Annotated in this window: 13 protein-coding genes; 2 read left to right on the forward strand and 11 right to left on the reverse strand. The window is 66.1% G+C overall.

The genetic code is table 11. The features are described from left to right. Positions 1–111 precede the first annotated feature (111 nt). A complete protein-coding gene (locus TL10_RS14580; protein ID WP_043986156.1) occupies positions 112–651 on the forward strand; it encodes a DUF4334 domain-containing protein in 540 nt (179 codons plus the stop codon). A 48-nt stretch (positions 652–699) separates the two neighbouring features. Here the strand turns inward: TL10_RS14580 and TL10_RS14585 are convergent, their stop codons facing one another. The 4 genes from TL10_RS14585 to TL10_RS14600 form a co-directional block, all read right to left on the reverse strand. Beyond that, positions 700–2,052, reverse strand: a complete 1,353-nt coding sequence (locus TL10_RS14585) for a M16 family metallopeptidase (protein ID WP_082067949.1) — start codon at positions 2,050–2,052, stop codon at positions 700–702. Then, on the reverse strand, positions 2,030–4,306 hold the full coding sequence (locus TL10_RS14590) for a polyribonucleotide nucleotidyltransferase (RefSeq protein WP_043393755.1): 2,277 nt from the start codon (positions 4,304–4,306) through the stop codon (positions 2,030–2,032). The genes TL10_RS14585 and TL10_RS14590 overlap by 23 nt, the downstream gene beginning before the upstream one ends. A 331-nt stretch (positions 4,307–4,637) precedes the next feature. Beyond that, positions 4,638–4,907, reverse strand: coding sequence for a 30S ribosomal protein S15 (rpsO, locus tag TL10_RS14595; protein ID WP_043393753.1), 270 nt, complete (start codon positions 4,905–4,907; stop codon positions 4,638–4,640). 92 nt (positions 4,908–4,999) lie between these two features. Next, positions 5,000–5,974: a bifunctional riboflavin kinase/FAD synthetase gene (locus TL10_RS14600; RefSeq protein WP_043393752.1), complete on the reverse strand. Its 975-nt coding sequence runs from the start codon at positions 5,972–5,974 to the stop codon at positions 5,000–5,002. Between the two features lie 80 nt (positions 5,975–6,054). Here TL10_RS14600 and mntR point away from each other — a divergent pair, with 80 nt between their 5' ends. After that, on the forward strand, positions 6,055–6,771 hold the full coding sequence (gene mntR / locus TL10_RS14605; RefSeq protein WP_043393750.1) for a manganese-binding transcriptional regulator MntR: 717 nt from the start codon (positions 6,055–6,057) through the stop codon (positions 6,769–6,771). Between the two features lie 71 nt (positions 6,772–6,842). Here mntR and TL10_RS14610 read toward each other — a convergent pair whose 3' ends face one another. The 7 genes from TL10_RS14610 to TL10_RS14640 form a co-directional block, all read right to left on the reverse strand. Next, a complete protein-coding gene (locus TL10_RS14610; protein WP_043986159.1) occupies positions 6,843–7,691 on the reverse strand; it encodes an SDR family oxidoreductase in 849 nt (282 codons plus the stop codon). After that, positions 7,688–9,283, reverse strand: coding sequence for an acyl-CoA synthetase (locus tag TL10_RS14615; RefSeq protein ID WP_043986204.1), 1,596 nt, complete (start codon positions 9,281–9,283; stop codon positions 7,688–7,690). The genes TL10_RS14610 and TL10_RS14615 overlap by 4 nt, the downstream gene beginning before the upstream one ends. 8 nt (positions 9,284–9,291) lie before the next feature. Beyond that, positions 9,292–10,188, reverse strand: coding sequence for an alpha/beta hydrolase (locus TL10_RS14620; protein ID WP_234711448.1), 897 nt, complete (start codon positions 10,186–10,188; stop codon positions 9,292–9,294). Between the two features lie 65 nt (positions 10,189–10,253). Beyond that, on the reverse strand, positions 10,254–11,522 hold the full coding sequence (locus tag TL10_RS14625) for an acyl-CoA dehydrogenase family protein (protein WP_043986162.1): 1,269 nt from the start codon (positions 11,520–11,522) through the stop codon (positions 10,254–10,256). Further along, positions 11,519–12,385: an SDR family oxidoreductase gene (locus TL10_RS14630; protein WP_043986163.1), complete on the reverse strand. Its 867-nt coding sequence runs from the start codon at positions 12,383–12,385 to the stop codon at positions 11,519–11,521. The genes TL10_RS14625 and TL10_RS14630 overlap by 4 nt, the downstream gene beginning before the upstream one ends. Positions 12,386–12,407: 22 nt before the next feature. After that, on the reverse strand, positions 12,408–13,283 hold the full coding sequence (locus TL10_RS14635) for a MaoC/PaaZ C-terminal domain-containing protein (protein WP_043986164.1): 876 nt from the start codon (positions 13,281–13,283) through the stop codon (positions 12,408–12,410). Position 13,284: 1 nt separating this feature from the next. Further along, a complete protein-coding gene (locus TL10_RS14640) occupies positions 13,285–13,725 on the reverse strand; it encodes a type II toxin-antitoxin system Rv0910 family toxin (RefSeq protein ID WP_043986165.1) in 441 nt (146 codons plus the stop codon). Positions 13,726–13,755 lie beyond the last annotated feature (30 nt).

Consider the following 13,755-nt stretch of genomic DNA (forward strand, 5'->3'; position numbering starts at 1 on the left):
ACCCGAATCTCGATACCCATCGCCCGACCGGCGCGCCTTCGCGTCGGCCGGGCGATGACTTTCAGACGGACCGGCACTGGATTTTTGACACGTGTCAAGTATCGTCGTGACATGCTCTTGCAGGAACTACTACCCACTCCGCCGACGACGACGGATGCGGCGCTCGAAATCTTCGACGCCGCGCCGGCCGTCGAACCCGACTTCATGAGGGGCACCTGGCACGGCGCGGAAGTACCCACCGGGCACCCCATGGACGGGCTGCTGGAAACCAGCGGCTGGTGGGGCAAGCAGTTCGTCGACGCCGAGACGGTGCACCCGCTGCTGTTCCCCGACGTTTCCGGCGAGTCTCTGTGGCCGCTCAATCCGGCACTGGCATTCTCCGCGCTCGGGCTGGCGACCAAGGTGCCGGCGCTGCACCGGCTTCCGGTCGCCAAGGCCATCGCCGCCCTGCGTCCGGTGCTGCAGGCCCGCTCGGCCAAGGCGCGACTGCGCACCACGCGGTACCGCGGAGTCGACACCGCGACAATGGTTTACGACCAGCTGCCGATCAACGATGTCTTCCGCAAGCTGTCGGACGACGCGGTACTGGGGGCCATGGACTTCCGCGGCGAATCACGGCCGTACTTCTTCGTGCTGCGCCGGGAAAGGTGATTTGGGCGTGATTCGTAACGCCAAGCGTGACGAATCACGCCCAAATCGCTAACCGATGGAGCGCAGCTGCTTCGGCAGTGAGCGCTTCGACCGGTGCGGACCGAGCACCGCGGCGCCGAAGGGCCGCGTCAGCAGTTCGCGCGCAACGGTATTGACCTCTTCGAGCGTCACCGTGTCGATCGACGCGAGGGTTTCCGAGATCGACTTGTGGTTGCCGTAATTCAGCTCGGCGCGCCCGATGCGGTGCATCCGGGAACCGGAATCCTCCAGGCCCAGGACCAGACCACCGCGCATCGAGCCCTTGGCGATACGCAGCTCGTCGGCGGTGATGCCGTCGCGCGCAACATCTTCGAGCACGTCGGTGGTCACGCGGACCACCTCCTCGAAGCGGTCGGGCAGGCACGCCGAATACACCGACAGCGCGCCGGCATCGGAGAACGTGTCGATCGTGGAATACACCGAGTAGGCCAGCCCGCGGTTCTCCCGGATCTGTTGGAACAGCCGGGAACTCAGCCCACCACCGAGTGCGGTGTTGAGCACCGCCAGCGCCCACCGGTGCTCCCAGTTGCGACCCGGAGTGCGCACACCGAGGTACATGTGGGCCTGCTCGGAGTCGCGTTTGACGAACTGCAGCGTCGGTGTGCCGGGCACCCGGCCGGCACCCTTGCGCGGCGGCACCGGCTTGCGGCCACGCACGAGGTGCGGCCGAAAGTGCCTGCGCACCAACGACACCACCTGGTCGTGGTCGATGTTTCCGGCGACCGCGACCACCATCCGGTCCGGCGTGTACCGGCGGACGTGGAACGAGTGCAGCTGGTTGCGGGTCATCGACGCGATCGATTCGACACTGCCGATCACCGGCCGGCCCACGGGATGCGAGCCGAACATCGACCCGAGGAAGACGTCCGCGAGGGTGTCCTCGGGATCGTCGTCGCGCATGGCGATCTCTTCGAGCACCACGTCGCGCTCCAGCTCGACATCCGCTGCGGCACAACGGCCGTTGAGCACGACGTCGGACACCAGGTCGATGGCGAGTTCGAGGTCGCTGTCCAGCACGTGCGCGTAGTAGCAGGTGTGCTCACGCGCGGTGAAGGCGTTCAGTTCCCCACCGACGGCATCCATGGCCTGCGCGATCTCGACGGCCGTGCGCGTCGGGGTCGATTTGAACAGCAGGTGTTCCAGGAAGTGCGCCGCCCCGGCCACGCTCGGCCCTTCGTCGCGCGAGCCGACGTTGACCCACACCCCGATGGATGCCGAATGGACGTGCGGCAGGTGTTCGGTGACGACCCGCAGCCCGCCGGGGAGATTGGTCTTGCGCACAGCGGCCGGGGCCTCCAGCGATGTCGCTGAAGAACCCCGGCCGTTGCGCAGTGTCGATTTAGGAGGTTGCAGTCGCGGCATCTGCCGGCGCAGTCTCCGATTCGGCCTCTGGCGCGTCAGCGCCCGAGGCGTCGTCATTCACCAGGATCAGCGAAATCTTCTGACCCTTGCCACGGTTGTCGGCAGAGATGTCCGCGATCTCCACGCGCAGCTTGTCGCCGACGTTCACGACGTCCTCGACCTTCGCGACGCGCTTGCCCTGGCCGAGCTTGGAGATGTGCACCAGACCGTCACGGCCCGGCAGCAGCGAGACGAACGCACCGAAGTCCGTCGTCTTCACCACGGTGCCGAGGAACCGCTCACCGATCTTGGGCAGCTGCGGGTTGGCGATGGCGTTGATCTTGTCGATCGCCGCCTGCGCCGCCTCGCCGTTCGAGGCGCCGACGAACACGGTGCCGTCGTCCTCGATGGAGATGCTCGCACCGGTCTCCTCGGTGATCTGGTTGATCACCTTGCCCTTGGGCCCGATCACCTCACCGATCTTGTCGATCGGCACCTTGATGGTGGTGATGCGCGGCGCGTACGGGCTCATCTCGTCCGGCTCGTCGATGGCCTCGGCCATCACATCGAGGATGGTCAGACGCGCGTCCTTGGCCTGGGCCAGGGCGCCGGCCAGCACCTTGGACGGGATGCCGTCCAGCTTGGTGTCCAGCTGCAGGGCGGTGACGAACTCCTTGGTGCCGGCGACCTTGAAGTCCATGTCGCCGAAGGCATCTTCGGCGCCCAGGATGTCGGTCAGCGCGACGTAGCGGGTCTCGCCGTCGACCTCGTCGGAGACCAGACCCATCGCGATACCGGCGACCGGTGCCTTCAGCGGCACACCGGCGTTCAGCAGGGCCAGGGTGGAGGCACAGACCGAACCCATCGAGGTGGAACCGTTGGAGCCCAACGCTTCCGAGACCTGGCGGATGGCGTACGGGAACTCCTCGATGCTCGGCAGCACCGGCATCAGGGCCCGCTCGGCCAGCGCGCCGTGGCCGATTTCGCGGCGCTTCGGCGAACCGACGCGGCCGGTCTCACCGGTCGAGAACGGCGGGAAGTTGTAGTGGTGCATGTAGCGCTTGCTGGTCTCGGGTCCCAGCGAGTCGATCTGCTGAGCCATCTTGACCATGTCCAGCGTGGTGACACCCATGATCTGGGTCTCGCCGCGCTCGAACAGCGCGCTGCCATGTGCCCGCGGGATCACGGCGACCTCGGCCGACAGGGCCCGGATGTCGGTGATGCCACGGCCATCGATGCGGAAGTGGTCGGTCAGGATGCGCTGGCGAACCAGCTTCTTGGTCAGCGAGCGGAACGCCGCGCCGATCTCCTTCTCGCGGCCGGCGAAGGTCGCAGAGTCCACAGTGAGACGCTGCAGAACTTCCACCTTGATCTCGTCGGTGCGATCGTCGCGCTCCTGCTTGCCCGCGATGGTCAGCGCCTGAGCCAGCGCATCGCTGGCCACGGCGGCGACAGCCTGGAAGGCGTCGTCGGCGTAGTCGGGGAACACCGGGTACTCGGCGGTCTCCTTACCGGCGGCGTCGTGCAGCTCCTGCTGCGCCTTGCACAGTGCGGCGATGAAGGGCTTCGCCGCCTCCAGGCCCTCGGCCACCACGGCCTCGGTCGGCGCACCCGCGCCACCGGCGATCAGGTCGATGACGTTGTCGGTGGCCTCGGCCTCGACCATCATGATCGCGACATCGCCGTCGACCACGCGGCCGGCGACGACCATGTCGAAGACAGCGGTCTCCAGCTGCTCGACGGTCGGGAAGGCAACCCACTGGCCCTCGATGAGGGCGACGCGGACGCCACCCACCGGGCCGGAGAACGGCAGGCCCGAGATCTGGGTCGACGCAGATGCGGCGTTGATCGCCAGCACGTCGTACAGATCCTTGGGGTCCAGGCTCAGGACGGTGACGACGACCTGGATCTCGTTACGCAGGCCGGAGACGAACGACGGGCGCAGCGGCCGGTCGATCAAACGGCAGGTCAGGATCGCGTCGGTGGAGGGCCGGCCCTCGCGGCGGAAGAACGAGCCGGGAATGCGGCCCGCGGCGTACATGCGCTCTTCGACGTCGATGGTCAACGGGAAGAAGTCGAAGTGGTCTTTGGGGTTCTTGCTGGCGGTGGTAGCGCTCAGCAGCATGGTCTCGTCGTCCAGGTAGGCGACGACGGAGCCGGCGGCCTGGCGAGCGAGCCGGCCGGTCTCGAAGCGGATGGTGCGGGTGCCGAAGCTCCCGTTGTCGATAACGGCGGTCGATTCGAATACGCCGTCTTCAATTTCAACTGCAGACATGGATGTCGCAATAACCTCTCTGGGGCCCGCCCTATGCGGGTTCCGTTTTTCTGGATCCTCTTTGTTACAGCTGTCGCATCGTCACACGCGAGCATCCAGAAAACCCGAAAACCATCCCGCAAACTGCTGACGGCCGTCGATCGAAGCGGCCGGGGTCATGCCCCGGCAGCCACTACCGAAGACCGCCCCACGAGGTTCAGGCGGACGCTGGTGTGACGTTCCGATGTTTTGCGCACTCGGGCCCAAAACAAATTCATGTTACTACCCGTACCAATGGCCATCGCCAGGCCTGCAGGAGCAGACCTGGCGATGGTGATGAATCAGTGGTGCGTCAGCGACGCAGACCCAGACGCTCGATCAGCGAGCGGTACCGCGCGACGTCGACCTGGGCGACGTACTTGAGCAACCGGCGGCGACGGCCGACCAGCAGCAGCAGGCCACGCCGGCTGTGGTGGTCGTGCTTGTGCTGCTTGAGGTGCTCGGTCAGGTCCGAGATGCGCTTGGTCAGCAGGGCGACCTGAGCCTCCGGCGAACCGGTGTCGGTCTCATGCAGGCCGTACTGGCCCAGGATCTCTTTTTTCTGCTCGGTGGTGAGTGCCACGAAAACAACTCCATCAATTCGGTCCGCGAAGAACAATCAAGAGCGCGGCCGCCGCGAACTGCAGCACACGCGTCGGGAAGTTTAGCAGGGAGCTAGTGCGCAGCCAGAATCGTGCGAGCTCGCTGCGTATCGCGATCCATGGCCACGACCAGGTCATCCACCGAATCGAACTTCTCCTGGCCGCGGATGCGCGAGACGAAATCGACCGCCACGTGCTGGCCGTACAGGTCGGCCTCGGTGTCGAGCACGAAGGCCTCGACGGTGCGGGTGCGCCCGGAGAACGTCGGATTGGTGCCCACCGATACCGCGGCCTGGTAACGCTCCCCCGGTGTCACGGTGCCGACCGAGGGGCCGTGCCCGAGCACGGTGAACCACGCGGCGTAGACGCCGTCGGCCGGGATCGCCGAGTGCATCGGCGGGGCAACGTTGGCGGTCGGGAAACCCAGTCCGCGGCCCCGGCCGTCGCCGCGGACGACGACGCCTTCCACGCGGTGCGGGCGCCCCAGCGCTTCAGTCGCGGCCACCATGTCGCCGGCGTCCACGCAGGACCGGATGTAGGTGGACGAGAACGTCACGGTCTCGGCGCGGTGATGCTCGGCCACCAGCGAGATGCCCTCGACGGCGAAACCGAACCGTTCCCCGGCCTTGCGCAGCAGCGGCACGTTGCCGCCGGCCTTCTTGCCGAAGGTGAAGTTCTCGCCGACCACGACCTCGAGGACATGCAAGCGCTCGACGAGGAGCTCATGCACGTAGCGCTCGGGGGTCAGCTTCATGAAGTCGGTGGTGAACGGCATCACCAGGAACACATCGACGCCGAGTTCCTCGACCAGCTCGGCCCGGCGCGTCAGCGTCGTCAGCTGCGCGGGATGGCTGCCCGGTAGGACCACTTCCATCGGATGCGGATCGAACGTCATCAGCACCGTGGGCACGCCGCGGGATCGGCCGGCCTTGACGGCATGGCTGATCAGCTCCGCATGTCCACGATGTACGCCATCGAACACCCCGATGGTGACCACACATCGGCCCCAGTCCGTGGGGATCTCGTCCTGCCCACGCCAGCGCTGCACGCCCGCAAGCCTACGGCGCGCCGCTACGGCAGGCACCGTGAGATCCCCGGATCAGGTGACGATTGCCTAAACTTTGTGCTGTGAGTCCTGCAGAAGACGCTGGCAATCCGCCAGATCTATCCCCGGTCGCCCAGGACTACCTCAAAGTCATCTGGACCGCGCAGGAGTGGTCGCGAGAGAAAGTCAGCACAAAGATGCTGGCAGAACGCATCGGGGTGTCGGCGTCGACGGCGTCCGAATCGATCCGCAAGCTCGCCGACCAAGGCCTGGTGCACCACGAGAAGTACGGCGCCGTGACGCTGACCGACATCGGGCGCAGCGCGGCGCTGGCCATGGTCCGGCGGCACCGGTTGATGGAGACGTTCCTGGTGCGCGAGCTCGGCTACGGCTGGGACGAGGTGCACGACGAAGCCGAAGTGCTGGAGCACGCCGTGTCGGACCGGATGCTCGACCGCATCGACGCCAAACTCGGCTTCCCGACCCGGGACCCGCACGGCGATCCGATCCCGGCGGCCGACGGCCGCGTGCCGACTCCCCCGGCCCGGCAGCTGTCGGCCTGCGCGGATGGCGACGCCGGCACGGTGGCCCGGATTTCCGATCACGACCCCGAGATGCTGCGGTACTTCGACAGCGTCGGGATCACACTCGATTCCCACCTGCGCGTGGTGGCCCGGCGGGACTTCGCCGGGATGATCTCCGTGGCCGTCACGGCCGCCGACGCCCTGGTCGACGACGCGGATGCCACCACCGTCGACCTCGGGAACCCCGCGGCCGAAGCGATCTGGGTCGTCGCCTAACTCACGCCGAGCGGCCAGTTATCGCACGCTTTTTCGTGATTTGCCTGCGATAACTGGCCAGTGGGCGGCAATCAGTTCGCGAGTCTGCTGTGGTACGCCGCACGCACTGCAGCGTCGGTGTGCGTGAACGTGGTGTCGAAGTGGGCGGCATGCGAAATCCAATGCCGGGCGCCGTCCGGAAGCGCGCCCATGATCTTGATCATGGCGCCGAGCAGCCGGGGCACGGCCACCTTCGCTCTGCCACGGACGACAGCGTCGACGATGGCCGCCGCGACATCGTCGGGTTCCACTTCGCTGATGGGCTGAATCCAGCGCGGAGCGCTGTGGCCCGCCGAGAGTTCGGTGTGCACGACGCCCGGGAGCACGGCGGTGACGGCGATGCCGTCATCGGCGAGTTCGAGATGCAGGGTCTCGGTGAATCCGACCACGGCGTGCTTGGTGGCGCAGTAGGTGGCGAGACCGGGAAACGCGCTCACTCCGGCCAGCGAGGCGACGTTGACGATGTGGCCGCCGCGCCCGCGCATCCGGAGGGCGGCCAGCTTCGATCCGTTCAGCACGCCGCCCAGGTTGATGGCGACCATGCGGTCGGTCATCTCGTCGGTCTCGTCGGCGAAGAGGCCGGTTGGCATGATGCCGGCGTTGTTGATCAAGACGTCGACGGGACCCAGCTGCGCTTCCACCTCGTCGAGGAAATCCGTGAACGATGCTCGGCTCGTGACGTCGAGGTGCAGTCCGCAGACCCGCTCGCCGGTGGCGGCGAATTCAGCGGCGGTCTTCTCGGCGAGCTCGACGTCGATGTCGCCGAGAGCGACCCGCGCACCGGCCCGCAGGAAGGCCAGGCCCGTCGCCCGCCCGATCCCTCTGGCGCCGCCGGTGATCACCACTACTTGGCCACGAATGTCGTTGATTTTCTTGGTCATTGGTCCACCATCTTTTGCAGTTGCGCCTTGAGCACCTTGCCGGTCTCATTGCGGGGCAGAGTGTCGACGAAGACGACGTCGCGCGGCACTTTGTGCCGGGCCAGCTCGGCACGGACATAACTCTTGACCTCGTCGGCGTCGAGCTCGGCGCCGCGGCGGCGTACCACGAACGCGCACAACCGCTTTCCGAATTCCAGGTCGTCCACACCCACAACCGAGGTCTCGACCACCGCGGGATGGCCGGCGAGCAGATTCTCGACCTCCAACGGGAAGACGTTCTCGCCACCGGAGACGATCATGTCGTCGTCGCGGCCGTCGACGAACCACAGTCCGTTCTCGTCGAAGTGGCCGGTGTCCCCCGATGACAGCAATCCGTCGACGGACTCTTTGTGGCCGCCGTCGGTGTAACCGGCGAAACTCAGTCCACTGGAGACGAAAAGCGTTCCGCTACGACCGGGTTCGGTGATCCTGCGCCGATGTTCGTCGTATGCGGCGAGGGTGCAGCCCACGGGCGGACGGCCCACAGTACCTGGCGCGCTTCGCAATTCGCGCGGCGTGGCGACGGCCGCGACGGCGACCTCCGTCGAACCGTAGAGGTTGTAGAGCACCTCCCCGAAGGCGTCCATCGTGCGCCGGCACAGGTCCGGCGACAGCGCCGATCCCGCGGCGAACACGACGCGCAACGACGACGTGTCATAGCGCGCCAGGACCTCAGAACCAAGGTCAAGGATCCGGGTGAGCATTGTGGGGACGACGATGAGCGCACTCACGCGGTGCCGTTCGATTGCCGCGAGCGTCGCCTCCGGATCGAATCGGCGCGCGAGCACGACGCGGTTGCCGAGCGCCAAACCCAAAGAGCAGGTGGCCAATCCAGTGGCATGGAACATCGGCGCCGCGACGTAGTAGGCACCACGGGACGGCCACGGGATCCGGTCCAGCAGTTGCGCGGACTGCAGCGGGCTGACCTTGGCGCGTGGCGCACCCTTCGGTGTACCCGTGGTGCCGCTGGTGAGCAGCACCATGCCGCCGACCGAGGACGGCGCGGGCAACGCCGCCGTCGACCGGCCGGCCGCCAGTCCACGGACGCCGGACCAGCCGACGATGCGGTCGACCTCGAACGGCAGCACGTCGATCAGTTCGATGAACTCGTCATCGGCGATGACCGCGGTGACGTTCTCCCGCCGACACACGTCGGCGAGTTGCGGGGCCGCGAAACCGGTATTGAGCAAAACCACTCTGGCGCCGACTTTTCCGGTCGCGAAGAGCGCCAGGAGCAGCGCGCGGTGGTTGCGCACGAGCAGGCCGATCACCGAACCTGCACCGATCCCCCGGTCCGCGAGCCCCCGCGCCAGCGCGTTGGACAGCGCTTCCAACTCGGCGAAGCTCGCCGTGCCATCCTCGTCGGTGAGTGCGGCCGCATCGCCGTAACGCGCCGCGACGTGCCCCACCAACCCACCGAACGATCCGTAACGGCGCAAGCCCCGCGAAGCCGATATCGCGTCCAGTGGCCGACAGATATCCACCAATCCCCTACGCTGCAACACGATTGCGGCCTCGGCCATATCGCGCACCTGGCGCAGCAGCACCGTCATCATGTCCCTCACTCTTGCGCCATGGGCTGATGTGCCTGCCCCACGGCGGCGCGCAGAAAACCACCGCCGGTCGTCATGCTGTCCAAACTTCCGTCGCGGCGACGTGGCACCATCCAATAGCCGTGGGCCAATCCCGGCCATACCCGCTGCTCGCAGTGGCCGCCCGTCGCAGTCACCCGCGCGGCGAAGGCTTCAGCATCTGCACGCATGACTTCTCTTGTGCCGTAGTGCAATTGAATCGGCGGCAGATTCGATAGATCGGCGTTGAGCAGGCACAGCCGCGGATCCGCGATGTCCGAATCACCCACGTACAGCGCCAAGGCGCGGGCAGCCGCACGGGGATCGAACGGCTGCCGACGCACCCGGGGATCGGCGATCGGCGCCCGGTAGGACGGGTCGATCAACGGGCCCCACAACGCCAATGCGGCGGGCGCTGGTAGGCCTTCCTTCTTGGCCCGCAGCGCCACCGCCACGGAGAGGTGTCCGCCGGCCGAATCACCGGCGATCACCACTTTGCGCGGGTCGTAGCCCTGGGCGAGTAGCCACCGATACGCCGCCATTGCCGCATCCTCGGCGGCGGGGAACGTGTGCTCTGGCGCCAACGGGTAACCGATGACCAGTGCCGGCAGCCCCGAGAACTCCGACAGACACGACGCAAAGCCCCGATGCGTGCGCGGCGAGCAGACCACATATCCGCTGCCGTGCAACACCAGTACGACGCCCGCGCGGTCGCGGACACCCGGCGCGCGGACCCACTCACCGTGTAGTGGCGGCTCGACGGATTCGACCGTCGTTCCGGGGACGACAGAGGTGAGGCGGGCGATCGCCTTGTTGGCGACCGGCCGCATCAGCGTGATCAGCCGCGGGTTGGCTGCCATCAGCCGGATGGCAGTACCGGCAGCCACCCGCGCAACCGAATTCCTGGTCAGTCGATCAACTATCGCCATGACGGTGAGTGGGGCCGCGGTTCTCATCCGGCCAGTAGTCCCTTCGCGATGTGGGTCACCTGGACCTCATTGCTGCCCGCGTAGATCATCAACGACTTGGCGTCCCGCGCGAGTTGTTCCACCCGGTATTCGGCCATATAGCCGTTGCCGCCGAACAACTGCACCGCATCCATGGCGACGTCGGTCGCGACCTCAGAGGAATACAGCTTCACCGCGGACGCCTCGGACAGCGACGGGATCTTTCCGGCTTGCACCTTCTCCAGGGTCTGGAACACCATGTTCTGCACGTTGATTCGCGCAATCTCCATCTTGGCCAGCTTGAGCTGGATCAATTGGAACTGTCCGATGTTCTGGCCCCACAGCGTGCGGGTCCTGGCGTAGTCCAGGCAACGCCGGTGACATTCGTTGATGATGCCCAGCGCCATCAGCGCCACTCCCAGCCGCTCTGCGGCGAAGTTCGCGCGGGCGCTTTCGCGCCCGTCCCCGCCACCGTGATCTTCGGTCTCACCGAGCAACCGATCCGGCGTGATGCGCACGTTGTCGAAGAACAGCTCGCCCGTGGGCGAGGACATCATGCCCATCTTCTTGAAGGCCTTGCCCTGAGTGAGGCCCGGCATCCCGGATTCGAGCACGAAGGTGAGCACCTTGCGGTTCCGGCGATCCGCATCGGGATGACCTTCATCCAACTTGGCGTAGACGATCAACACGTCAGCGTCGGGGCCGTTGGTGATGAAGGTCTTCTGGCCGTTGAGGATGTAGTCGGCACCGTCACGTTTGACGTAGGTCTTCATGCCGCCGAAGGCATCCGAACCCGCGTCGGGTTCGGTGATGGCCCAGCACGCGATCTTCTCGAGGGTTACCAGCTCGGGCAACCACCGCTCCTTCTGTGCCAGCGTGCCGCGGCTGGCGATGGTGGCCGCACCCAGGCCGAGACTGACGCCGAGGGTGCTCAGCAGCCCGATGCTGACGCCGGCCAGTTCGGACACCAGCACGGCGGCCATCGACATCTGACCGCCGAGATCGCCCATGCCGCCCGACGACCGCTCGCCCTTCTCCGGCTTCGGCTCCCCCGCGGCGATAGCGGCCGCTTTGACCCTTTCCTTCTCCAGCATGGTCTTGATGGCCTCGGCAGCAACCGCGTCAAGACCGAACTCGCTGAACAACTTTCGGGCGATCGGATAGGGCGACACCTCGCCGCGCTCCAGGCCGTCACGATGCGGCTCGATGTATTTGTCGATGAACTCGCGGACGCTCTCGCGAATGAGCTCGTCGGATTCGGACCACTCGATCACGACAGCCTCCCCGCGATGTCGTCGATCTCCCACAGACCGTCGGTCTCGATGGTTGTCAGGTCGTGCCAGCCGCCGAGCTCGGAGATCGCGCCGCCCTGCACCGCGAAGACCTTGCCGGTCAGCAGGCACTTCTCCGTTGCCAGGTAGGCCACCAACGGTGAGATGTTCGCTGGGCTGAACAGGTCGACCTCGCCGTCGTCGGGCTCCGCCATCAAGGCGCCCATGCCGGGGGTGGCCAAGGTGAGCCGGGTCCGGGCGATGGGTGCAATAGCGTTGGCCCGCACGCCATAGCGTTCCAGTTCATCGGCCGCGACCAAGGTCATCGCCGCGATGCCGGCCTTGGCCGCACCGTAGTTCACCTGCCCGGCGTTCGGGACGGTGAGGCCCGATCCCGATGCCGTGTTGATCACCGCGGCGTTCGGCTGGTTGCCGGCCTTGCTTTGCGCCTTCCAGTACGCCGCCGCGTGCCGGAGCACCGAGAAGTGGCCTTTGAGATGTACTGAAACCACGGCGTCCCATTGGGATTCATCCATCGTCGGGATGAAGCCGTCACGCAAGATCCCGGCATTGTTCACCACCACGTCCAGACCGCCGAACTCACTGACTGCCTGTTCGATCAGGGCCGCTGCCCCAGCCCAGGTGGCGATGTTGTCGGTATTGGCGACTGCTTTGCCGCCGGCGGCAACTATCTCGTCGACGACCTCTTGCGCCGGTCCCGCGTCTGCCCCCTCGCCGGTGTTGCTGCCACCGAGGTCGTTGACGACCACGCTGGCGCCTTCCCGGGCGAACAGCAATGCGTGCTCGCGGCCGATGCCGCGCCCCGCGCCGGTGATGACGGCGATCCGTCCTGCCAAAGCTCCCATGTCTGAAGTCCTCTCAACTCAACTAATCGGCGAATACGGCCAGGCCGTCAGTGATGGCGAATTCCTCGCCGGCACTGCCGTTTCGGACGGTCTCGAACGCGTATCTCGTCGTGTGGCCGCCGCGGCCGGCCTGCCAGATTCGGGTCTCCAGGTCATCACCGGGAAAAACCATCTTGGAGAACCGGACGGCAAATCTCTTGAGCCGGTTGACGTCTTCGCCGCCGACCTCGGTCAGCAAGGCCCACGATGTGAAGGCCATGGTGCACAGGCCGTGGGCGATGATGCCCGGCAGCCCGGCATCCTTGGCCACCTCCTCGTCGAGGTGGATCGGCATCGGATCCCCCGATGCCGGTGAGTAACGGAACGTCTGGTCGGCATCGACATGCTGGATGACCTTGGCCAGCGGGGGTTCGTCGCGCAGAGCGGTGTCGAACTTGTGGCTCGGGCCCAATTCGCCGATCTTCTTGCCGGCGTTGAACCCGCGGAAGAAGCACGTCACGTACTGTTCGTTGACGAGGTCACCATCATCGGTCCGGCATTCCAGGTAGACCGATGCGCGTGTGCCGTTCTCGAGCCCTTCGTAGCCGAGCATCATGCCGCGCGACACCAGCTTGTCACCCGGGTAGATCGGCCGGTGGAAGTGAAAGTCCTGCTCCCCGTGCACCACCCGGGGAATCAGCTCCACTGGCGCCACGTCGACGGTCGGAGTCAGCAAGGATTCGAACACCGGCACGATCGCGAAGATCGGCGGGGCCACATCACCGGCAAGGTGCGCCGGGATGGGATCGTTGGTGGCCTTCGCATAGTCGATCAAGTGCTCCCGGGTGACCTCGAAGTGGTCGTCGTCGGTCCACTTGTTGAGCCCAGCATCATCGAAAACCAGTTCCTCGTCGGCCATTTCAGACCGCCGCCGCGGCCAGCGCGTCGAGCTGCTCGAGGGTCTTGTCGAGTTGCTTGGCACCGTCCTTCTCCACCGCCTTGGCCAGCGCACCCTTGACCAGCGCGCCTTCGAAGTCTCCGGCCACGGTGAACTCCGAACCCTCACCCGACTGTGTGACGGTGAACTCGAAGAGTGCCTTCACTCCCGCCATGCCGGTGCCGGACAACGCGAAGGTGGTGGGCGCGTCCATCTTCTCGATCTTCCATTCGATCTTGTTGGCCATGCCCAGCATGACGATCTTTGCGGTCAACGCAGTACCCGGCGTGATCGTGGGCGGCACTTCGCTCAGCCACTTCTCGTGGACGGTGAACCACTTGTCCCAAGTGGAGAGGTCCGAGACGATCGCCCAGATTGCTTCCGGTGAGGCCGACAGGGTCTTGGTGGCTTCGATGTGTCCCATGGTTGTACTCCTTGTTCCTGTTGATCGGTT

Source organism: Mycolicibacterium llatzerense, from assembly GCF_000878195.1.
Classification (GTDB): Bacteria; Actinomycetota; Actinomycetes; order Mycobacteriales; family Mycobacteriaceae; genus Mycobacterium; species Mycobacterium llatzerense.

What these genes read in the sequence shown, in the direction of transcription:
- TL10_RS14635 (WP_043986164.1), bottom strand. Translation starts at nt 13,283, where the DNA reads ATGGCCGACGAGGAACTGGTTTTCGATGATGCTGGGCTCAACAAGTGG.
- TL10_RS14610 (WP_043986159.1), bottom strand. Translation starts at nt 7,691, where the DNA reads ATGACCAAGAAAATCAACGACATTCGTGGCCAAGTAGTGGTGATCACC.
- TL10_RS14640 (WP_043986165.1), bottom strand. Translation starts at nt 13,725, where the DNA reads ATGGGACACATCGAAGCCACCAAGACCCTGTCGGCCTCACCGGAAGCA.
- TL10_RS14580 (WP_043986156.1), top strand. Translation starts at nt 112, where the DNA reads ATGCTCTTGCAGGAACTACTACCCACTCCGCCGACGACGACGGATGCG.
- TL10_RS14615 (WP_043986204.1), bottom strand. Translation starts at nt 9,283, where the DNA reads ATGACGGTGCTGCTGCGCCAGGTGCGCGATATGGCCGAGGCCGCAATC.
- TL10_RS14585 (WP_082067949.1), bottom strand. Translation starts at nt 2,052, where the DNA reads ATGCCGCGACTGCAACCTCCTAAATCGACACTGCGCAACGGCCGGGGT.
- TL10_RS14630 (WP_043986163.1), bottom strand. Translation starts at nt 12,385, where the DNA reads ATGGGAGCTTTGGCAGGACGGATCGCCGTCATCACCGGCGCGGGGCGC.
- TL10_RS14590 (WP_043393755.1), bottom strand. Translation starts at nt 4,306, where the DNA reads ATGTCTGCAGTTGAAATTGAAGACGGCGTATTCGAATCGACCGCCGTT.